This is a genomic window from Granulicella aggregans (genome assembly GCF_025685565.1).
GTDB classification, from domain to species: domain Bacteria; phylum Acidobacteriota; class Terriglobia; order Terriglobales; family Acidobacteriaceae; genus Edaphobacter; species Edaphobacter aggregans_B.
In genome coordinates this window covers 35,494-56,503 of sequence record NZ_JAGSYE010000004.1, presented here as the reverse complement: position 1 = coordinate 56,503, position 21,010 = coordinate 35,494, and the positions used below count along the sequence as shown (strand labels likewise).

Genomic DNA, 21,010 nt, shown 5'->3' with positions numbered 1-21,010 from the left:
TTAACAGGCACGGAGACACGGTCAGAGGGAGTTTCCCACCACGAACCAGCGATGCCTCCTCAAGCAATCAACGCCCGTTCCAGTCTTACCCCACGCGATCCCTTCAGCAGCACCACATCTCCCTCGCGCAGATTCTCCCTCATCCAGCTCCCCGCAGCCTCAGCGGACGCCACAAACTCCGCCATTCCGCCACCCTCCCTCACTCCATCCACCAACGCGTTCGCGTCGCCCCGAACTCCAACCACAACCGACACCCCGCGCTCCGCCATCCTCCGCCCACAAGCCGCATGAAGATCCGCCGCATCCGGCCCCAGCTCCAGCATCTCCCCGGCCACCACAATATGCCGCTTCGCCGGCACCGACATCAGCGCATCCACCATCGCATCCAATGCCTTCGGGTTCGAGTTGTACGAGTCATTGATGACCGTCGCGCCATTCCACGTCAGCACCTCGCCCCGGCGATCCCCGGCCCGGAACTCTCCCACCGCCGCCACGCACTCCGCCAGCGACATCCCGCTCTTCAACCCAACCGCGATCGCCGCCAACGCATTCGAAACATTGTGCCGCCCGAGCACGCGTAGCCTTGCCTCCGCATGCTCCTCGCCCGCGACGGCGGTGAATCGCACCCCATCCAGCCCGGCATCGACGACATTCTCCGCTCTTACCGCAGCGCTCTGGGACATTCCATACAAAATCGCCCGGTCCCCCAGCCCCCGCGCAAACGCAGCCACATATGAGTCGTCCGCATTCAGCACCGCAATCCCATCAGCAGGCAGGGACTCCACCAACTCATACTTCGCCTTTGCGATCCCCGCGATCCCCTCCGGAAAGAACTCCAGATGCACCGGAGCAACATTCGAAACCACCGCCCAGTCCGGCTCCGCGATCTTCGCCAGGGCCCGAATCTCGCCAGCGTGGTTCATGCCCATCTCGATCACTGCAATCTCATGCTCCGGCTCCAGCTTCAGCAACTGCAGCGGCAGGCCAAAGTGATTGTTCAGATTCCCCGCCGACTTCAGCACCCGGAATCTGCTGCCCAGCACAGTCGCGACGGCCTCTTTGGTCGTCGTCTTACCCGCCGAACCGGTAACTCCAATCACCCTCTTGCCCCAACGGCGTCGCACGGCGTTCGCAAGCTGCTGCATCGCCCTCAGCACGCAGTCCTCGCAATCATCCGGTACCCGCAGCAGCAGACACGGATCAAGCTCATCCGACGGCATCCAGCTCATCGAGACGACTGCTGCGACAGCACCATTCGACAGCGCCGTTTCGACATAATCGTGCCCGTCGAACCGCTCGCCCTTCACCGCGAAAAAAAGCTCCCCCGCCCCAATCGTCCGCGAGTCGATCGAGTATCCAACCGCCTCATCCTGTGAACGGAACTCGCCCTCAGCATGGATAAAATCCGCAACCTGCCCCAGCGTCAACTTCAATCCGCAACTCCCATCAAAACCTACTGCTCATGATAGTTGCGCATCAGCCCGCCATCCACCACGAAGGTCGATCCCGTCACATACCCGCCATCCTCGGACGCCAGAAAAACCGCCAACCCCGCCACATCGTCCGTCGTCCCCATGCGTCCGAGTGGAATATTCGCCAGTAGCGCATTCAGCTTCGGCTTGTCTGCCATCAATGCCGTATTGATCGGCGTTGCGATCGCCCCCGGAGCGATATTGTTCACCCGGATCCCCATGGGCCCAAGCTCCACCGCCAGGTCGCGCATCACCATGCGTATGCCACCCTTTGACGCGCAGTATGTCGAAAAGTTCGGGAAGACCATGTCCTCGTGGACTGAACTGATATTGATCACCACACCCGGCTTCTTCGCGCTTTGCAGCCGCTTCACAAAGGCCTGTGTAAGGAAGAACGCGCCCTTCAGGTTTGTATCGAGAACAGTGTCATAGTCCTCTTCCGTTACATCAAGGAACGCCGCATGTTTCTCCACTCCAGCATTGTTCACCAGGACGTCACAGCCGCCAAACTGAGTCCATGCCTGCTCGACCAGGTTTTGCGTATCAGAGATCTTGGATACATCAGCATGGACCAGGATCGCCTTCACGCCAAACGCCTCCGCCTTTGCCCGCGTCTCTTCGCCGGCCTCCGGGTGGCTACGAAAGTCGATCACGACGTTCGCTCCTTCGCTGGCAAACCGCAACGCGATACCCTGCCCAATCCCCGATGCCGATCCCGTCACGATTGCAGTCTTTCCCAAAAGACGTCCAGATGCCATAGTCGTTCACCCCTGAGAAGGTAGATGCAAGGCTTCAGCCAATCGCACGTCGGCAGGATTAATCTCCAGGTTATTTTCCGGCTTGCGCTGCCTGTAGCCTTCTTTCGCGAAAGAACCTCGTCAGCATCGCCCCACACTCCTCGCCGAGGAGCCCAGCCTCCACCTCGACCTTGTGGTTCAACTGCGGATGATTCATCACGCCCAGCACCGATCCACACGCCCCAGCCTTGGGATCGCTCGCCGCATAGAACAGACGAGCGATTCGCGCATGTAGAACTGCCCCCGCACACATCGCACAGGGCTCCAGCGTCACGTACAGTGAACATCCCTCCAGCCGATAGTTCCCGAGCAGCTTCCCCGCCGCCCGCATTGCAACGATCTCCGCGTGCGCCGTCGGATCGCTGTCCCGTAGAACGCGGTTGTTGCCCCGCGCGATGATCTCGCCGTCAAGAACAACAACCGCGCCCACCGGTACCTCGCCATCGCGCTCAGCCGCTTCAGCCTGCTCAATCGCGGCCCGCAAAAAGTCGAGATCCTCCACCATCTAGGCCGGTTCCTGCTGCGTCATGCAATGCAGCGTGCCCAGCCCCCACACCAGGTCTACCGCATGAATTCCGATGACCTCACGCTCCGGAAAACACTCCGCGATGATGTTCAACGCCAGCCGGTCGTGGCAGTCGTTGAAGGTCGGCACCAGCACCAGGCCATTCGCGATATAAAAGTTCGCATAGCTTGCGGGCAGCCTCTGGCCATCGAAGATCACAGGATTCGGCATCGGCAACTCGCGCACATCAAATGTACCGCCGCTCAGGTTCCGCGCAGTCTTCAGCCGGTCAAGATTCTCCGCCAGCGGCAGATGATTCTCATCCGCCGTGTTCTTCTCGACCGCCGTCAAAATGGTGTTCTCACCCACAAATCGAGTCACATCGTCGATGTGCCCATGCGTGTCGTCGCCTGCGCATCCCCTGTGCATCCACAACACCTTCTCGATACCCAGATACTCGCCGAACGCCGCCTCTAACTGCTCGCGGCTCACGCCGGGATTACGCTGCTGCACCTCGCTCAGCAGGCACTCCTCAGTCGTCAGCAGAATGCCCGCGCCGTTCGTGTCGATGCTGCCACCCTCAAGCACCAGCCTGTGGTCATTCACTTCCGGTCGAAACTCCGTCATCGCATACAGCTTCGCCACATGCTGCGGAATCTGGTCGTCGCGCCGCCAGTTGTCGTACTTGGCCCAAGCATTGAACTTCCAGTTTGTAATCGCCAGCGCCCCCTCCGCGTTCTTCACAAAGATCGGCCCGGAGTCCCGCAGCCATACCCGATCCGTCGCCCAATGATGAAAGTGCAGCCGGGCCAGGTTGGCCCCGGCACGCTTCAGCAATTGTGTGGCCCGCTTCTCCGCCGGGAGATCGTTCACCAGGATGTTCACGTCCTCCACCCGTGAAAGATGCCGCACAATCTCCGAGTACACCCACGGAATCGGCTGGAACTTCCCAGGCCAGTCCTCGGCGTTGTGCGGCCAAGCAATCCACGTAGCTCCGTGTGGGGCCCACTCTGCGGGCATACGGTAGTCTTTGGGGCGGGGTGTCGTCATCAACCTTGCTTTCTTATCTGCTTCCATTAACGTGAAGAAACTCAATCGATAAACCGGCTGGTGATCCCGCCATACGCATCGATCCGCCGGTCCCGCAGGAACGGCCAGTTCCTCCGCGTATCTTCCAGCAGCTTCAGATCGATCTCCGCGATCAGAATATCCTCGCGGTCATGCGGAGCCTTCGCGATGATCCTGCCGAACGGATCGGCGATAAAGCTGCCGCCCCAGAACTCCAGCCCCGCACCTTCCGGTCCCTTGATGTGCTCCCCGTTGTGGATTACGTCGCCATGCTCGAAGCCAACGCGGTTCACCGCGCCCACGAACACGCCGTTCGCAATCGCATGAGCCCGCTGAACCGTCTGCCAAGCGGAATACTGCGCTTCGCCAAACTCTTCCTTCTCGCTCGGATGCCAGCCAATCGCCGTCGGGAAGAAGAGCGTATTCGCTCCCTGTAGCGCGGTCACGCGCGCGCCCTCCGGATACCACTGATCCCAGCACACCAGCGTGCCGATGTGCCCCTGCGACGTCTTCATCGCCTTAAAGCCCAGATCGCCCGGCGTGAAGTAGAACTTCTCGTAGTAGAGCGGATCATCCGGGATATGCATCTTGCGGTAGATCCCCGCCAGCGACCCATCTTGCTCCAGAACCGCTGCCGTATTGTGATAGAGCCCCGGTGCACGCCGCTCGAACAGCGACGCAATCACCACGACGCCTTCTTCCTTCGCCACCGCCGCCAGCCGCTCGGAGCTCGGCCCCGGAATCGACTCCGCCAGGTCAAACAGCGCATGCTCCTCGCGCTGGCAGAAATACTGCGCCCGGAAAAGCTCCGGCAGACACACAATGTTCGCCCCGGCGCGCGCAGCCTCGCGAACCCGGTCAGCCGCCTTGTCCAAATTCGCCGCCGTATCCGGCTCGCACGACATCTGGATCAGTGCGATCTTCTTATTCTTCAAGGAACCTGCCACTTCAAACCTCCACAACGGCTCAAACAGAGCCTGACTTCCTGATTCTATTCGCAGCAAATCCCCGTAGGGGACGCTGCAGCGCCCGCATCCCGCCCTCAGAAAGGAAAGGTGGGAATCGCTTCACAAAGTTATAAAGGGGACGTAAAGGCTGCGTGAACTTCTTCGCGCTCATCCGCCGGAATCTGATAACTTTAGATTCAAATACTGAGCAAACGATGCGCCGCACGCCTGTCTCCACGGCGCTCTTATGCCTGAACGTACCCACGTCGTTTGAAACCAGTCGTCAAAAACCCATCAGAAAGCCGAGCGTCAGCGAATACTCCTATGACCAAGTACAAACTCGAATACATATGGCTCGACGGCTACAAGCCGGTTCCCAACCTGCGCGGCAAGACCAAGCTTGAGTCCTTCGAAAACGAGCCCACGCTCGCCGACCTTCCGCTCTGGGGATTCGACGGCAGCTCCACCCAGCAGGCAGAAGGCAAGAGCTCTGACTGTATCCTTAAGCCCGTCGCCCTGTATCCCGACTCCAGCCGCATCGACGGATACATCGTCCTCTGCGAGGTCATGCTTCCGGACGGCACCCCCCACCCCACCAACTACCGCGCCACCATCGAAGACGATCCGGACTTCTGGGTGGGCCTGGAGCAGGAGTACTTCCTCTACCAGGATGGCCGTCCCCTCGGCTTCCCCGAGACCGGCTACCCCGGCCCCCAGGGCCCTTATTACTGCGGCGTAGGCTATAAGAACGTCGGCAGCATCGCCCGCCAGATCGTCGAAGAGCACCTCGACCTCTGTCTTGACGCCGGCATCAACCACGAAGGCATCAACGCCGAGGTCGCCAAGGGCCAGTGGGAGTTCCAGATCTTTGCCAAGGGCTCCAAGAAGGCCGCCGACGACACCTGGGTCGCCCGCTACCTCATGATGCGTCTTTGCGAGCAGTACGAGGTCGACGTCGAACTCCACTGCAAGCCCATCAAGGGCGATTGGAACGGCTCCGGCATGCACACCAACTTCTCCACCAAATACATTCGCGAGACCGGCGGACAGCCCTACTTCGAGTCGCTCATGAAGGGCTTCGAGAAGAACGTCGCCGACCACATCGCCGTCTACGGCCCGGACAACCACCTTCGCCTGACAGGTCTGCACGAGACGGCGGCGATCGACCAGTTTAGCTACGGTCTTTCCGACCGCGGCGCGTCTATCCGCATGCCCGTGAACTTCATCAGGAACGGCTACAAAGGCTACCTCGAAGACCGACGCCCGAACTCGCAGGGCGATCCGTACCAGATCGTCTCCCAGATCCTCAAGACGATCAACGAAGTTCCCAAACCCTAACCAGCGGACAACAGCGCAACACACGAACGCCCCGATCTACATTGAGATCGGGGCGTTTCCTTTACATACCCTTGTATGAAGCGTCATCTCGACCGGAGCATTGCAGTCTCATCGCAATGCGTAGTGGGGAGACCCCCGCATTTCGCTTTTCCCTTCAGTGCCGCCACGAAATGGGTGCCCCATCCATCGCAGTCTCATCGCGATGGGTGCGTTACTTACAGCGCCGCCGCCCCAGCTTCAGCCACGGCATGATCCTGCTCACCCGACCCACCACTCACGCCAATCGCACCCACCACCTTGCCATCGACCTTGAGCGGAATCCCACCAGCAAAGATCATCACCTTGCCATCATTCGAAGCATGGATGCCAAAGAACTGGTCTCCCGATTGCGAATGCGTTCCCAGGTCCTTCGTCGTAATGTCGAACGCCCGCGAAGTCCAGGCCTTCTTCTGCGAGATATCGATCGACCCCAGCCAAGCGTTCTCCATCCGCTCAAACGCGACGAGGTTGCCCCCTGCATCCACAACCGCGACGTTCATCGGCTGCCCAAGCTCCTCTGCCTTCTTCTCCGCCGCCGCGATAATGCGACGAGCCTCTGCAAGTCCAATGCTCATGTTCTCTCCTGAAGCGATAAATTGTCTGTTCTAGATACCGCGCAAGACATCCTCTCGGCTGACCTTCTTATGGTCGGAAACCATTCGAAGGATGGCGTTGAGCGTCCCTGTGCGGAGCGGTTTGTGGGCTGGAATCGGAATCGATTGACCCGTCGGAGACTCCGTGCGGATCACGATGTGGCTACCGGCTTGTCGGCTTTCGACATATTCCCAATGGCGGATGAGATGGTCGGCAAGTTCCCGCCCATATAGATTTCTTGGAGTCTTCACGCAACCGCGAGGACTTGCTCAACATGAAGAAAGAGGCGGATTCGTTCTGGTGGCTGAGTACCTTCGACTTCAAAGTACCCCTTGACGGCATCCAGAACCATGTAGCATAGCTCGTCCCATGTGTCCCCCTGTGTCGCAATGGATGGTCCATCGGCAATCGCGACGTAGCCACCATCCGAATCCTGCGTGACGTTGAAGAGGAGTTCGCTCATCTGCTTAGCGTACTCCCGCTCCGATCAGACCGCAATCGCGCGCGTTACCGCACGAAGAAGTCCTTCACCTGCTGCAGCAGCACGTCCCGGCTCACATCGGAGATCGCCTCGGTCAGCGGCAACTGCTTCGGGCAGGCCTCCACACAGTTCTGCGCAAACCCGCACTCCTGCACGCCGCCATCGCCGGCCAGCGCCCGCAGCCGCTCCGCCTTCAGCACGGCTCCGGTCGGATTGTTATTGAACAGCTTGACCTGCGCGATGGTCGCCGCACCCACGAAGTTCGTCGAATCGTTGAACTGCGGGCACACCTCCATGCAGATCGTGCAGGAGATGCAGTTCGACAGCGGATAAAGCTCTTCCTGAAGTTGGGGAAACTGTCTTGGCCCTGAGCCGAGATCATACGTCCCGTCGATCGGCACCCACGCCTTCACCGCCTTCAGGTTCTTGAAGAGCACGCTGCGGTCGACCGAGAGGTCGCGCACGACTGGAAATTTAGACAGCGGAGCCAGCGTGATCGGCTCGCTGCCGTCGGTCAGCTTGTCCACCAGCGCCGAGCACGCCATCCGCGCCTTGCCGTTGATGAGCATCGCGCAGGAGCCGCAGATCTCCTCCAGGCAGTTTGCGTCGTAGGTGATGGGTGCGGTCGCCGTGCCATCCGCCGTGATGGGATTGCACGCAATCTCGCCCAGCACCGAGGTGATGTTCATGTTCGGGCGGTAGGGGATCTCAAACTTCTCTACCGTTGAGGAGCCATCCGGCCCGCTCTGTCGCTTGATCTCAACCTTAATCGTCTTCGCGTGATTGGAAAACACTGGAGCACCCATTTCTAAAAGAATTATTTCCCAAGCACTAGTCGAGCGCGCTTGGACGACTAGTTTTTTCGGCAGCCTCAACAGAACGAAGAGCCGTGGATTTAATAACAAATGACAGTTCAGGCTTAGCGGGATTTCGACTCTCATGAAGTACGGCATGGAGCTCAGGCGTGGTCCACACTGCGACTCGATCAAGCCATACCGCTCCCATGCCATTCTGCATCTGCGGCTGAGTTTCCACTGGCTTCATCCCAACTTTTTGTTCAAAATCCGCAGACACATCTGCGAACTCTACGTGGAAAAGATCCAAGTCAATTTCAGAAAGACTCCCCTTCCAGAACACAAACTGTGTATTTGGAACGGAGATATCGGGAAAATAAATATCTGACAGGAACCGTCCATCCTTGCCGTCCTCTAGAACCGCGATGGCCGCATCACAAAAGACCTGCCTACCCGGAAAACGCTTGTCGGAGCTCATAACGACACTAGAGGCAGCTAGCTTCTCTAATTTCTTACGATTTGGAAAATTGGGATAATGGAGGGCTATCGCTGAAATCTCATCGTCCGGGAGGGAATGTACCTGTTCGGCGGTAAGCGCATGAGGCGCGTCCTGATGACATTCTTGTAGCTTGATCGCAAGCGGAGCATCAGATTTAAGAAACTCCGAAGGCGATTCCCCTAAGCGATGCCCTTTAATTTTAGTCTGAGCAGTCGCAGCCAAGCATATTGCCAAAAAAGCGCAAACCGCGAGTTGTGTTCTCATGTCGCCCCTCTGCAATCTGAGTCACTACAAAAAACCAACTAGAACGCTTTCTGCCCCTACGCACTAGCCGCGTAATTCCTAGCCCGCGGCACGATCAAACTCGTATCCACCTCTTCAAACTCAAACGCCGGCGCACCCTCCACAAACTTCGCCTTCGTCGTCTTCAAAAACTTCTCATCATTCCGCTCCGGAAAGTCCGGCTTGAAGTGTGCCCCGCGAGACTCATCCCGCAGCCGCGCTCCCTGCACAATCACGCGCCCCAGTTCGAGCATGTTCTCAAGCTGCCGCGTAAACGCGAAGCTCGTATTGGCCCACTGGCTCTTGTCCGAAAGATTGATGTTCTTGTAGCGCCCCAGCAGTTCGACGATCTTCGCGTCCGCCTCATCCAGACCGCTGTTATAGCGAATGATGGTGGCATGCTTCGTCATCGTCTCGCCCAGCTCGCGCCATAGCTTGAACGGGTTCTCCGTGCCGGTGGAAGAGAGCAGCCCGTTGTTCTTTTCCTTCTGCCGCTGCAGCTCGGCTGCGTGGCCGCCATCGCCCGGCTGCGCTGCCAGATTCTTCGCATAAGCAAGCGCATTCGGCCCCGCCACGAAGCCGCCGTAGATGCACGAGAGCAGCGAGTTCGCGCCCAACCGATTCGCTCCATGAATGCTGTAGTCCGCCTCGCCCGCTGCAAACACGCCCGGGATGTTGGTCTGCTGTTCGAAGTCCACCCACAGGCCGCCCATCGTGTAGTGCATGCCCGGAAAGATCTTCATCGGCACTTCGCGCGGATCGTCGCCTACAAACTTCTCGTAGATCTCAAGGATGCCTTCGAGCTTGTGTAGCCGCTCCTTGGGAAGATGCGTCAGGTCGAGGTAGACCATCGGCTGCCCGTCGATGCCCATGCCATGCTCATAGACGACCTTGAAGATCGCGCGCGTCGCCACATCGCGCGGCACGAGGTTGCCATACTTCGGATACCACTCTTCCAGGAAGTACCAACGGTCGCCCTCCGGGATAGAACGCGCCACGCGCTTGTCGTTCTTGTCGCGCGGCACCCATACGCGGCCGCCCTCGCCACGCGCTGACTCGCTCATCAGCCGCAGCTTGTCTTCTCCCGGAATCGCGGTAGGATGCACCTGGATGAACTCGCCGTTCGCGTAGAACGCTCCCTGCTGGTACAGCGCGGACTGCGCCGAGCCGGTACACACCACCGAGTTCGTGCTTTTGCCGAAGATCGCTCCGTTGCCGCCCGTGCAGATGATGATGGCGTCCGCTGGAAACGTCCGCGTCTCCATCGTCCTTAGGTCCATCGCGCAGATACCGCGGCACGCGCCATTGGCATCCAGCACCGCGGAGAGGAACTCCCAGCCTTCGTACTTCGTCACCTTGCCTTCAGACTCATGGCGCCGGACTTGTTCATCCAGCGCATAGAGGAGCTGTTGGCCGGTCGTCGCGCCCGCAAACGCTGTCCGCTGATAGAGCGTTCCTCCGAAGCGGCGAAAGTCCAGCAGACCTTCCGGCGTGCGGTTGAACGGCACGCCCATGCGGTCGAGCAGATCGACGATCGCCGGCCCCTGCGCCGTCATGTTCTTCACCGGCGTCTGGTTGGCGAGGAAGTCGCCGCCGTAGACCGTGTCGTCGAAGTGCTTCAGGACGGAGTCTCCTTCGCCCTTCAGGTCCTTCGCCGCATTGATGCCGCCCTGCGCGCAGACCGAGTGCGACCGCTTCACCGGCACAATCGAAAACAGGTCAACCGTACCGCCCGCCTCCGCGATCTTGATGACCGCCGAAAGCCCAGCCAGTCCGCCGCCTACAACGATGATTCTTGGAGCTGCCATGCTTGCTTCCTCTTATTTTGTGTGGGGCGAGTATGGCACTACATTAGCGCCTTGCTTGACTGCTGCCTCAACCTGATCCTCGCGTAGCCAGCGCGTTGAGTTATCGCTATCTTCAACTTTTACGGCACGTGTCCCGCCAGCGGCTATTGCTTGGTCGATTTCCTGGTAGGGAACAAGACGAACAACACCATTGGGATCAAACATTGGGATCGTTCCTGAAAGGAGATGCGAAGTCTGCGTCGGCATTACATCCGCCGGCGCATTCTGATACTGCGGACCCACAAACGCCCACATCCCCCAAAGCCCCATCACGCAAAGCGCCGTCCCAATCGCCGCGCACACATATCCAAATCTCTTCCGAGCGCGATCCCCCGGCGTGATCCCCCACTTCGCCGCGAACAGCCATATCCCATACGCGAAGTGCCACGTCGTAGCCACCATCGCGATCACATAGATCGCCAGCATCCACGGATTCGCGAGCTCATGCTGCACCTTGGCAAACGCCGCTCCCGGATGCTCCGGCAGACTCACACCGCTGAACCGCTGACGCCAGACATGCTGAATGATGTACACAAACGCGATCAGCCCGGTCACGCGCTGCGCGATATACATCCAGTTGCCCGCCCACGGATAGACGTTCACATTGCTGCGTCCGCGGAACGCGATGAACACGCCATACCCCGCATGAAATGCCAGCGGAATGAAGATGAACGCCCACTCCAGCACCCGCACCAAGGGCAGGCTGTTCAGGAACTTCACCTGCTGCGCGTAGGCAAGCGGCCCATGGATCGCTTCAAAGTTGGAAAGAATATGCTCGACTAAAAACGCGCCAATCGGCACAATTCCCGAGAGCGAATGCAGCTTGCGCCACAGAAACGAGTTCCCCTGCCCAGCACGCAAAGGCTGCACACCACGAGTTGTCGAAGAGGAAGGTACAGGCGGAGCGACAGTTGCCATGGGAAGAGCTCCTTACGGGCACGCATCGGCAAAAACAGACGCGCAACTCGGATTATTCCGCCCGCATTCAACCAGCGTCAAGAAACCGTCCGCTCAATGTCCGATTATCGAAGTGTTTGTGCGAAATTCTCTATCCCATCAAATCGCCGCTACGGCCATCAACTTCGGCAGCAGATCCCGCAACGCCCGTCCACGATGACTCAACAACATTCGCTCAGCATTTCCGATCTCCGCCATCGACCCGGTCGCGCCCTCTGGCAAAAAGTAAGGATCGTACCCAAAGCCGCCATCGCCTTGGGCCGCCGCAAGAATCCATCCTTCAACCGTGCCGTCACCCACAGCCAGCACATTCCCATCACGAGCCGCCACCAGCGCGCAGCGATATCGCCCTGCCCGCGCCTCAACGCCTTCAAGTGCCGCCATCAGGCACGAATTATTCCGGACATCCACCGACCCTTCGCCCGCAAACTTCATGTCCTCCGCATACCGGGCCGACCGCACACCGGGAGCGCCACCGAGAGCATCGACCTCCAATCCCGAGTCATCCGCAATCACAATCTCCCCCGGCGCAAACAGCGAGTAATACGTAGCCTTGATCCGAGCGTTCCCCTCAAACGTATCTTCATCCTCGTCCGGCGCGGCGATCCCCTCCAGCCCTGGCAGCGGCAGCAGGTTCGCGTCGCCCTTCGCAGCAATGGCAAAGTCCCGCAGCTTCCCCTTATTCGTGCTCGCAACCAGCAGTCTTCTTGTCATAGGTCCGTCTTCGCCGCCGGCCCGCCGCGAAGCTCCATCTTCCAACCCAATATCTTCGCCCGAGCAGCAGCGGCCTCCGCCTCGGCAATCATCCCCTTCTGCTGGTAGATCATCGAAAGCCTCGTTACCGCCAGCACATCGTCCGGCTCTTGTTCGATCAACTGCTGCGTTCTCGCCAGCGCCTCATCGACTCGTCCCGCATCCACCAAAGCCCGGATCAGGCCATGTGCAGCTTCAACATCACTAGGCCGTAAAGCCAGCACCTGCTCGAACATCTCCGCCGCTCGAGAAGCGTTCCCCTCGGCCATGCACTCTAATCCTGCATCAAACACTTCAGTGATGTTCGAATGCATACTGGAAATATCGGCAGCATCGGTCTCGCGGCTCATCCCCTCACTATAAATCTCTCCCATTCGGCCCGTTTATTAGCTGCAACACTGCGATCTTTAGAGGAGATTCATGGCCACAATGAAGTCCCACACTGCCTACCTGACGCTCAACACGAAGGAGCGTTATGAGATGGTGCACCTTACGCCCGAGATCGAAGATATCGTCCATGAAAGCGGCATCGACGACGGTCTCTGCTTCGTCAGCCCCATGCATATCACCGCCGCCATCTACGTCAACGACCACGAGGATGGCCTGCTCGAAGACATCTCTCAGTGGCTCGAAAACATCGCCCCACGCTGGCCCGGATACAAGCACCACCATACCGGCGAAGACAACGGCGACGCTCATCTAAAGTCGCTCCTGCTGCATCACGAGACGACGCTGCCCATCACCAAGGGCCGACTCGACCTCGGCCCGTGGCAGCGCATCTTCTATGCGGAGTTCGATGGCCGGCGCGACAAGCGCGTCATCGTCAAGATACTTGGCCTAACAAAGTAGCCTGGACTCCTGCCGGACGGGCCCGCTACGCGCGGAGCGGTCACTTCGTGACATGTATACCGCTTCGCGTGGGCCTCACGTTGGTCAGCATAGGGTTCATCTTGCGACCAACGGGAGCACCACGCGAAGCCCAATACCGCACGAAGTGACCGCCGTCCGCGTAGGGCGTCCTTACGATACCTGGCCTGACAAGACAATGATGTCCACACGCCGGTTCTGCGTGCGGCCTTCTTCCGTGTCGTTACTCGCCACGGGATGGAACTCCGCATAGCCAGCCGCCGATAGATTATTGGCGTCAATCGTATGCCGCTCAATGATGAACCGAGCAATCGCCGACGCCCGCGCCGTCGACAACTCCCAGTTCGTCGCATACTGCTGCGTGTGGATGGGCACATTGTCCGTATGACCTTCCACGCGCAGCCGACGATTAGGCAGAGCCTCGATGATTGTCGTCAGAATATGCAGCGACGCCGGGTTCACGTCCGCCGACCCCGACGCGAAGAACCCAGCATCATGCAGCGAAATCACCAGCCCATCCGGAGCAATGCGCGTGGTCACGCTGCCCGCTGCCAGCTTCCCCTGGCTCACCTGGTTCGCCACCACCTGGTCGATCGCCTTCTTCAACTCTTCTGGACTCAACTCGGCCATGGGCAAGGGGACAGGCTTGCCCGAAGAGGTCGCCCCGCCCGCGTTCATCAACGAGATCGTCTTCGAACTTGGATCGAAGACGCCCATCTCCGAGAACGCAGACTTCATCGCATCCGACACCTGCACCTGCTTGCGTTTGTCCCCACGGCTCGAAGCAAACAGCACCACGAAGAATGCGAAGAGCAGCGTGATGAAGTCCGCGTAAGACACCAGCCATCGCTCGTGGCTCACATGCGATACCGCTTTCTTCCTCATTATTTAATCCTGCGATCTTCTGCCCGCTGCTCTTCAGCGCGCGCTTCCAGCAGATAAGTATTCAGCTTCAACTCAAGCATGCGCGGGTTCATGCCTTCAAGGATCGACACAATACCCTCCAGCACCATCTCCTTCACCACCTGCTCCTCGCGATGCTTGATCTTCAGTTTTCCCGCAATGGGGAGATAGACGAGGTTCGCCAGTCCCACTCCGTAGATCGTCGCCACAAACGCTACGGCGATACCTTTACCCACTTCATTGATGTTCTCCAGATGCTGCATCACCTGGATTAGCCCCAGCACCGCGCCAAGAATTCCCACCGTAGGCGAATACCCGCCCGCAGCCTCAAACACCGAGGCGATCTTCTCTTCAATCTCCGCGCCGTTCTCCAGCTCCAGGTGCATGATCTGCCGTATAGAGCTTGGATCCATGCCATCGACGGCAAGCATCAGCGCCTGCTTCATGAAAGGCTCCGCGATGCGCGGCAGGTCTTCGTCGAGTGAGACCACGCCACTCCTGCGCGCCTTGTTGGCAAACTCCACAATCTGGCTCAAGGTCACCTGCGCATTCGAGACCTCTACCGTGAACACCCTCGCCACCTGTCGCACCGCGGCCATGAAGATGCTGAAAGGGAACTGCAGCAGCACTGCCCCGCCGGTGCCGCAAAGCACGATGATCGCAGCGGTCGGCTGCGTGATCTGGGCGATGCTCCCGCCCTCCATCAACATGCCGCCCAGGATGCCCAGCAGGGCCAGGGTTATGCCCATCACACTGGCGATGTCCACAGGAAGTTCCTTTCTGACCCGCAATCACTGCCACTACAAGTCGCCCATCAGGAGTTGGAAGAGCCCACGAGCGCAGGCTTGGCCGGATTTGGGTTCGCACCTTCCACCGGCTTGCCGGTCAGAAACATGCGCGCGTCCGGCCAAGCTAAACGCAGCACCTTCGCCCGATGCTCGATGCACCGCTGCACCACGGTCTCGCATGTCTCGACCACCAGGATCTTCTCTCCGGTCGTCAACGACAGTGTCGTATCCGGCGCCGCTTCGATGTACTTGATCGTGTCGCAATTAATAGAGAACTTATTACCGTTCAGCCTGGTCAGCTCAATCATCGGATGCCCCGCCTCGAATGCTTCATCGGCGGCCACTCCCCACTCACGAGCCGACTTTCAAGGAATCGACCTTCATCCTTCCCGCCACCGCATACTTCCCGTTCTCGCATTCAGACACGCTAATGCGAAAAGTCCCGTCGCCGATGAAGTCTGGGAACGCGGAGCCTTCCGCATGATGATCGGGACCTGCAAGAGCTCGTGGGCAACAGGGTCCGATCGGCACTCGGGGCAGACTCGGCGCTGATGTCAAAACCTTGATACCACCAAATCGTTAGTACAGGAGCGGAACACAATGTCCTTGAGTGTCCTCAACAATATCTCGGCACTATACGCGCAGAATTATCTGAACCAGACTCAGGCGAGTCTGCAGACGGTCCTGCAACAGCTCTCTTCCGGTTCACGGATCAACAGCGGCGCGGACGACGCGGCCGGCCTTTCAGTCGTTAACGGCTTGCAGGCCAACGAAGCCGCCCTGCAACAGTCCGCCCAGAACGCCACCAACGGTACCGGACTTCTGCAGACCGCAGACGGAGCTTTGGCCCAGGTCACCAGCCTCCTCACCCGCGCTGTAACTTTGGCGACAGAGTCCGCAAACTCCACCCTCAACTCTCAGCAGGTCAGTTCCGCTAACCAGGAGTATCAGACCATCCTCTCTGAGATCGGTGCAATCGGCTCGTCGACGAACTTCTCCGGCAACCAGGTCTTTACTGCTAACACCACGAACCTTTTCGTATCCGATGGTTCAGCCACTGGTGCCAATACGTACAACGACACGGTAGGCATCCTCACAACGGCCAGCGTAGGTCAGAGTCCGTCCACCGGCGGAGTCTCCACCGGAGCCGTGACGGTCGCAGCAGCCGGCAGCACCTCCGCCGCCAGCGTGCAATCGACTGGCACCATTACCCCAACCAATGCAACCGACCTGATCAGCGGCACCATCGCTGTTTCCTTGTCTGGCGGCACCGCGAACAACTTCTCCGTGACTGGCCTTACCGCCAGCCAGTTCACCGCAGCCTTCAACGCCAATACGACGTTCTCTTCGCAGGGGATCACCGCAACCGTCAACACTGGAACAGGCGTGATTACCATCAAGGGGCCCGTCAGCGGCATCGGCGGTTCGGTAACCTTTACCAGCAACTTGACGTCGACCACCGCTGCCGGCGTTACGGACACGGCTCCGGTTGCCGCTTCCGGCACGGCTGCGGTCGATGGCCGTTCGCTGGAGAGCATCGTTCTGTCTACCTTGCCCACCACGGTTGCGGGAACGCTCACCATCGGCGTAGGTACCGGCGCCCAGACCTCCATCACCGTGAACGCAGGCACGACCGGTAGTCAGTTGGCCGCGCAGATCAACGCCAACACAACCTTTCAGAATGCCAACATCGTCGCATCCTACAGCTCTACCACTGGCACGCTCAGCATCTATGGGCCTGCAGGTACGGGCTCAACCCTCAACTTCACCGGAAGCGCCCTGACCCAGACCACCAAGGCCACGCCTGGTGCCGGGGTCAACTTCACTGACCAGAGCATCAACACCCTGACCGCCAGCAATGCTTCGGCAGTGCTGACCAGCCTAACCTCTGCCATTGCAGACGTCGCGTACCAGCGCGGTATTCTCGGTGCCAACATCAACCAGCTCAACGCCGCGGCTGGCGTTGCGAACACGGCAAACGTCAATCTCACCTCCGCCTCGAACGCAATTCAGGCGACCAACTACGGCCAGGCAACCAGCGACCTCGCAAAGTACGAGGTTCTGAGCCAGACGGGCATCAGCGCTCTCGCCCAGGCCAACACCGTGCAGCAGGAGATCCTCAAGCTGCTGCAATAAACCGCCACACTCTACGGCGGGTAAGGCCTCATGGGTCTTACCCGCATTTTTCCGTTAGCACCTCAACCGCTTCTCACTATTTGCGCCGCACAGTGGCAGCCGAACTGCTCTGAAAAGGTAAGTTCTTACAGCCCCGTCACCGCCGCCGGTCACACGACGACCGCGCACGACGGACAGAGATACACACGGAGCGCCCATCATGGGAACTGTCGGATTGAACTTTGGCTCGGCCACCAGCGGCGCGGGCTTCGACGTCGCCACCACCGTCACCGCGATCCTCGCCACGCAGCAGGCCATCGAGACACCCTGGAAGACACAACTCGCCGCCCTGCAGGCGCAGGACACCGTCTTCAGCACGCTCGGCACGGACCTCTCCACGCTCAGCACCGCCCTCTCGTCACTCACCTCCTTCGATGGGGTCCTCGCGGAGAAGCAGGGCTCAAGCTCCAACACCAATGTCCTCACCCTCACCAGTGCCGACACCACCGCCGTCGCCGGCAGCCACAGCGTCGTCGTCACCTCGCTCGCCACCACGGCATCGAACTACTCGGACTCTATCGCCACCGCCAGCGACACCCTCAGCGGCAGTCTCACCATCAACGGCCATCAGATCAGCGTCGTCAGCGGTACCAGCGACACCCTCCAGACCTTCGCCACAGCGATCAACAACGCCGCCGTCGGCGTCACCGCCAGCATTGTCACGGACGCCAACGGATCGCGCCTCTCCATCACCAGCAACACCAGCGGCGCGGCGGGCGCCATCACCGTCTCGAGCTCGCTCACCGATTCCACCACCAGTACGGCCATCGCCTTCCACACCGCACAGGCAGGGGCTAACGCCGCCCTCACCGTGGATGGCCTCGCCGTATCCAGTGCATCCAATACCGTCACCGGCGCTATTCCCGGAGTCACCTTTCAACTCCTCTCGTCCTCTCCTGGCACCACCGTCCAGATCCAGGTCACCAACGACAACACCGACATCGAATCCGCGGTCAGCTCGCTCGTCAAGGCGTACAACGCCGTCATCGCAGACATCTCCGGCCAGGAAAAAAACGACTCTTCGGGCAACCCCGAGCCGCTCTATGGCAGCCCTACGCTCTCTCTCATTCAGACCCAGCTCCAGTCAGCCATCTTCGGGGGCTCAGCCAGCGGAAGTATCAACAGCCTCTCGCAGCTTGGCATTACATCCAACACGGACGGCACGCTCACCCTCGACACCAGCACACTCGACAACGCGCTTAACGCCAACTTCTCCGACATCGTCGGCTACTTTCAAAACTCCGGTAGCTTCGGCCAGACGTTCAGCACGACGCTCAGCAACCTTGGGAACACCTCGGTCAACGGTGCAGTCTCCCTCGCGCAGCAACAGAACTCGACCGAGGAGACCAGTCTTAACGCCAGTATCACCGCGCAGGATGCCCTCATCGCACAGCAGCAGACGACCCTTACCGCCGAACTCACCACCGCAGACCAGGAGCTCCAGGCCATCCCGGAGCAACTGAGCGAAATCAACCAGATCTATAGCGCCATCAGCGGCTACAACGAGTACACGAACAGCTAAGGAAGTCCATGGACAGCAGCAGCTATCGGGAAAAGGCACTTGCGGGAGCCACCGGCGTTGAACTCGTCCTCGCCCTCTACGACGGCGCGATCCGATTTCTCCATCGCGCGGTTCAATGTGTCGAAGAGGAAGACACTCAGGGCCGCAGGATGGCCGTCAAGAAGGCCATCGATGTCTTCATGTACCTCCAGGCCCGACTGCGGCCAGACGTCGGCCCAACCCAAGCGGCTGTGCTCTCGGACTTCTATGCGGCCATGTTCACCATGACGCTCGAGGCCTCGCACAACTCCTCGAAAGAACAGCTTTTGGAGGTCATCGCCTGTGTCCGCAACGTCCGCGAAGCCTGGGCCGTAGCCGCAAAGGACCCCGTCGCGGGAAGAGTCCTCCCCCGCGAACTCCGCACCCAGGAAGAGACCTTCGTCCCCAATACATCTCGCCTCGAGATGCCCACTGGCGAAGCGAAACGCTCAAGCTGGAGCGCATAACTCTCAACTCTGATTCCGCATCCTCAAAGAATCGTCATCTCGACCGGAGCGAAGCGCAGTGGAGAGACCCCCGAATTTCGCCTTTGTCTTCGTACTACAACCCTAGCTCGTCACAGCAATCTCTTCTTCCAACTGCTGCTTCTCATAAAGCCCGCTGTAATACCCACCCTCTCCAATCAACTCTTCGTGGGTGCCAAGCTCCACAATCCGTCCCTCGACCAGCACCGCAATCCTGTCCGCGTTCCTCGCCGTCGACACCCGGTGCGCAATGAGAATCGTCGTTCTTCCCTGCATCACCTCGCGAAGCCCGCCAAGGATCTGCTCCTCCGTGTAGGTATCGACGCTGGCCAGAGCATCGTCCAGCACCAGAATCTTTGGATCGCGAAGCACCGCACGCGCAATCGCCGTCCTTTGCTTCTGCCCTCCGGAGAGCGTCACCCCACGCTCGCCCACCATGGTCGCGAAGCCCTTGGGAAACTCCAGGATCTCCGTCTTGATATGTGCCGTCGAAGCCGCCGCTTCCACCTCCGCATCGGTCGCGCTCGCAACGCCAAACGCCACGTTCTCCCGGATCGTATCCGAGAATAGAAACGTCTCCTGAGGCACAAATCCAACGCTTCGGCGCAGGTCCTCAAGCCGGTACTCCCGGATCGACCGCCCATCGATCAGCACACTCCCCATCGGTGCGTCGTAGAGCCGCGGAATCAGGTTCACCAGCGTCGTCTTGCCCGACCCGGTTGGCCCCACAATGGCCAGGCTCGACCCCGCCGGAATCTCCAGATCGATATCCGACAGCACCGGCGCGCCCTCGTTGTAAGCGAAGTTCAGATTGCGAAAGCTGATTGCGCCTTCGATCTCCTCCGCCGTGTGCGCCGCGCCCTCCGCGTCACGAATCGTCGGCACCTCCTTCAACAGCTCGTCGATACGCACCACCGAAGCCGTGCCACGCTGAAAGAGATTCACCACCCAGCCCACCGCGATCATCGGCCACGTCAACTGCACCATGTACACGTTGAACGAGGTAAACTCGCCCACCGAGATGAAGTGCGACACCACCTCGTGCCCACCCACCAGCAGCGTAATCATCAGCGACAGCCCGAGCACAAACTCCAGCGTCGGCCAAAGCATCGCCATCAGCCTTACCAGCAGCAGGCTCCGCCGGATGTACTCCTGATTCGCCTTCTCGAACGACGCGATCTCCGCATCCTCCTGCGCGAACGCCCGGACCAGCCGCGCTCCGGAAAAGTTCTCCTGCGCCTTCGCCGAGATGTCCGAGAACATCGCCTGGATCCGCTCGAACCGCGTATGAATCCGGTTGCCGAAGTACTGCACCAGCACTGAAGCCAAGGGCAGCGGCACGAACGCAAAGAACGTCAGCTTCGGGCTGATCCTGTACATGAACGGCAGCGCCGCCGCCGTGAACACAATTGTGTTCGCGCTGTACATGATCGCCGGGCCCAGCAGTTGCCGCACCGCGTTCAGATCGTTGGTCGTTCGGGCCATAATGTCGCCCGTCCGATGCGTCTGGTAGTAGCTAGCCGACTGACGCTCCAGATTCGCGAACATATCGTTCCGCAGATCGAACTCGATCTTGCGCGAGACCCCGATCACCACCTGCCGGGTCAGGTAGAGAAACAACCCTGAAAGCACCGCCAGCCCCACCAGCCGGAGCGCGTGATACATCACCTTTTGCTCGGTGATGCCGGAGTGCATATCGTCGATCGCGTGCCCAATCACCAGCGGGATCAGCACCTTGACCACGTTATAGAAGACCGTCGACACACCGCCCAGGGCAAGACTCGGCCAGTAACGCTTCAGATAGGGTGCTAACGGCGCGAGTCTCTTGAACATATTTCTGTCGGAATCTCCTTACGTTAGAGACGGCAAAGGCGGCTGA

General features: G+C 59.6%; 23 protein-coding genes. 5 read left to right on the top strand and 18 right to left on the bottom strand.

All coding sequences use genetic code 11. The features are described 5' to 3' along the window. Nucleotides 1-59: 59 nt before the first annotated feature. From OHL18_RS19940 to OHL18_RS19920, 5 genes are all read right to left on the bottom strand, one after another. The gene (locus tag OHL18_RS19940) at nucleotides 60-1,433 is read right to left on the bottom strand and encodes a UDP-N-acetylmuramoyl-tripeptide--D-alanyl-D-alanine ligase (RefSeq protein WP_263376640.1); all 1,374 of its coding nucleotides are present in this window, start codon (nucleotides 1,431-1,433) and stop codon (nucleotides 60-62) included. Between the two features lie 20 nt (nucleotides 1,434-1,453). Further along, nucleotides 1,454-2,230: a glucose 1-dehydrogenase gene (locus OHL18_RS19935; protein WP_263376639.1), complete on the bottom strand. Its 777-nt coding sequence runs from the start codon at nucleotides 2,228-2,230 to the stop codon at nucleotides 1,454-1,456. A gap of 70 nt (nucleotides 2,231-2,300) precedes the next feature. Further along, nucleotides 2,301-2,774: a tRNA adenosine(34) deaminase TadA gene (gene tadA / locus OHL18_RS19930; RefSeq protein WP_263376638.1), complete on the bottom strand. Its 474-nt coding sequence runs from the start codon at nucleotides 2,772-2,774 to the stop codon at nucleotides 2,301-2,303. Beyond that, nucleotides 2,775-3,824 carry an agmatine deiminase family protein gene (locus OHL18_RS19925; protein ID WP_263376637.1) on the bottom strand — a complete coding sequence of 350 codons (1,050 nt, stop codon included), beginning with the start codon at nucleotides 3,822-3,824 and terminating at the stop codon, nucleotides 2,775-2,777. Nucleotides 3,825-3,865: 41 nt separating this feature from the next. Then, nucleotides 3,866-4,789, bottom strand: coding sequence for a carbon-nitrogen hydrolase (locus OHL18_RS19920; RefSeq protein ID WP_396274939.1), 924 nt, complete (start codon nucleotides 4,787-4,789; stop codon nucleotides 3,866-3,868). A gap of 324 nt (nucleotides 4,790-5,113) precedes the next feature. Here OHL18_RS19920 and OHL18_RS19915 point away from each other — a divergent pair, with 324 nt between their 5' ends. Further along, nucleotides 5,114-6,127: a glutamine synthetase beta-grasp domain-containing protein gene (locus tag OHL18_RS19915; RefSeq protein ID WP_263376636.1), complete on the top strand. Its 1,014-nt coding sequence runs from the start codon at nucleotides 5,114-5,116 to the stop codon at nucleotides 6,125-6,127. Nucleotides 6,128-6,342: 215 nt separating this feature from the next. Here OHL18_RS19915 and OHL18_RS19910 read toward each other — a convergent pair whose 3' ends face one another. The 9 genes from OHL18_RS19910 to OHL18_RS19870 all read right to left on the bottom strand — a co-directional run bounded on the left by OHL18_RS19910 (nucleotide 6,343) and on the right by OHL18_RS19870 (nucleotide 12,687). Continuing rightward, on the bottom strand, nucleotides 6,343-6,741 hold the full coding sequence (locus OHL18_RS19910; RefSeq protein ID WP_263376635.1) for a GlcG/HbpS family heme-binding protein: 399 nt from the start codon (nucleotides 6,739-6,741) through the stop codon (nucleotides 6,343-6,345). A gap of 30 nt (nucleotides 6,742-6,771) precedes the next feature. After that, nucleotides 6,772-7,011, bottom strand: coding sequence for a type II toxin-antitoxin system HicA family toxin (locus OHL18_RS19905; RefSeq protein WP_263376634.1), 240 nt, complete (start codon nucleotides 7,009-7,011; stop codon nucleotides 6,772-6,774). Further along, a complete protein-coding gene (locus OHL18_RS19900) occupies nucleotides 7,008-7,223 on the bottom strand; it encodes a type II toxin-antitoxin system HicB family antitoxin (protein WP_263376633.1) in 216 nt (71 codons plus the stop codon). The genes OHL18_RS19905 and OHL18_RS19900 overlap by 4 nt, the downstream gene beginning before the upstream one ends. Before the next feature lie 44 nt (nucleotides 7,224-7,267). Then, a complete protein-coding gene (sdhB, locus tag OHL18_RS19895; RefSeq protein WP_263376632.1) occupies nucleotides 7,268-8,035 on the bottom strand; it encodes a succinate dehydrogenase iron-sulfur subunit in 768 nt (255 codons plus the stop codon). Nucleotides 8,036-8,072: 37 nt separating this feature from the next. Then, nucleotides 8,073-8,798, bottom strand: coding sequence for a hypothetical protein (locus tag OHL18_RS19890; protein ID WP_263376631.1), 726 nt, complete (start codon nucleotides 8,796-8,798; stop codon nucleotides 8,073-8,075). A 56-nt stretch (nucleotides 8,799-8,854) separates the two neighbouring features. Next, the gene (gene sdhA / locus OHL18_RS19885) at nucleotides 8,855-10,624 is read right to left on the bottom strand and encodes a succinate dehydrogenase flavoprotein subunit (RefSeq protein WP_263376630.1); all 1,770 of its coding nucleotides are present in this window, start codon (nucleotides 10,622-10,624) and stop codon (nucleotides 8,855-8,857) included. Nucleotides 10,625-10,636: 12 nt separating this feature from the next. Then, nucleotides 10,637-11,581 (bottom strand): succinate dehydrogenase cytochrome b558 subunit, encoded by a 945-nt coding sequence (locus OHL18_RS19880; protein ID WP_263376629.1) that lies wholly within the window; start codon nucleotides 11,579-11,581, stop codon nucleotides 10,637-10,639. A gap of 138 nt (nucleotides 11,582-11,719) precedes the next feature. Next, nucleotides 11,720-12,334 carry a non-canonical purine NTP pyrophosphatase gene (locus OHL18_RS19875; RefSeq protein WP_263376628.1) on the bottom strand — a complete coding sequence of 205 codons (615 nt, stop codon included), beginning with the start codon at nucleotides 12,332-12,334 and terminating at the stop codon, nucleotides 11,720-11,722. Further along, a complete protein-coding gene (locus tag OHL18_RS19870; RefSeq protein WP_396274933.1) occupies nucleotides 12,331-12,687 on the bottom strand; it encodes a tetratricopeptide repeat protein in 357 nt (118 codons plus the stop codon). The genes OHL18_RS19875 and OHL18_RS19870 overlap by 4 nt, the downstream gene beginning before the upstream one ends. A 106-nt stretch (nucleotides 12,688-12,793) precedes the next feature. Here OHL18_RS19870 and OHL18_RS19865 point away from each other — a divergent pair, with 106 nt between their 5' ends. Then, complete coding sequence (locus OHL18_RS19865; RefSeq protein WP_263376626.1) at nucleotides 12,794-13,222, top strand: secondary thiamine-phosphate synthase enzyme YjbQ; 429 nt, start codon at nucleotides 12,794-12,796, stop codon at nucleotides 13,220-13,222. Nucleotides 13,223-13,393: 171 nt separating this feature from the next. Here OHL18_RS19865 and OHL18_RS19860 read toward each other — a convergent pair whose 3' ends face one another. The 3 genes from OHL18_RS19860 to OHL18_RS19850 are packed head-to-tail and all read right to left on the bottom strand — an operon-like array spanning nucleotide 13,394 to nucleotide 15,275. After that, nucleotides 13,394-14,125, bottom strand: a complete 732-nt coding sequence (locus tag OHL18_RS19860; RefSeq protein WP_263376625.1) for an OmpA/MotB family protein — start codon at nucleotides 14,123-14,125, stop codon at nucleotides 13,394-13,396. Further along, on the bottom strand, nucleotides 14,125-14,910 hold the full coding sequence (locus OHL18_RS19855) for a flagellar motor protein (RefSeq protein ID WP_263376624.1): 786 nt from the start codon (nucleotides 14,908-14,910) through the stop codon (nucleotides 14,125-14,127). The genes OHL18_RS19860 and OHL18_RS19855 overlap by 1 nt, the downstream gene beginning before the upstream one ends. Nucleotides 14,911-14,957: 47 nt before the next feature. Beyond that, nucleotides 14,958-15,275 carry a flagellar FlbD family protein gene (locus OHL18_RS19850; RefSeq protein WP_263376623.1) on the bottom strand — a complete coding sequence of 106 codons (318 nt, stop codon included), beginning with the start codon at nucleotides 15,273-15,275 and terminating at the stop codon, nucleotides 14,958-14,960. A 256-nt stretch (nucleotides 15,276-15,531) separates the two neighbouring features. On the opposite strand from OHL18_RS19850, the gene OHL18_RS19845 reads away from it, so the two are divergent. The 3 genes from OHL18_RS19845 to fliS all read left to right on the top strand — a co-directional run bounded on the left by OHL18_RS19845 (nucleotide 15,532) and on the right by fliS (nucleotide 19,113). Continuing rightward, entirely contained in the window at nucleotides 15,532-17,067 is a 1,536-nt protein-coding gene (locus tag OHL18_RS19845) for a flagellin N-terminal helical domain-containing protein (RefSeq protein ID WP_263376622.1), read from the top strand. Nucleotides 17,068-17,266: 199 nt separating this feature from the next. After that, nucleotides 17,267-18,628, top strand: coding sequence for a flagellar filament capping protein FliD (gene fliD, locus OHL18_RS19840; protein WP_263376621.1), 1,362 nt, complete (start codon nucleotides 17,267-17,269; stop codon nucleotides 18,626-18,628). Nucleotides 18,629-18,636: 8 nt separating this feature from the next. Further along, a complete protein-coding gene (gene fliS, locus OHL18_RS19835; RefSeq protein WP_263376620.1) occupies nucleotides 18,637-19,113 on the top strand; it encodes a flagellar export chaperone FliS in 477 nt (158 codons plus the stop codon). Between the two features lie 102 nt (nucleotides 19,114-19,215). On the opposite strand, the gene OHL18_RS19830 is transcribed toward fliS, so the two are convergent. Then, entirely contained in the window at nucleotides 19,216-20,964 is a 1,749-nt protein-coding gene (locus OHL18_RS19830) for an ABC transporter ATP-binding protein (RefSeq protein WP_263376619.1), read from the bottom strand. Nucleotides 20,965-21,010 lie beyond the last annotated feature (46 nt).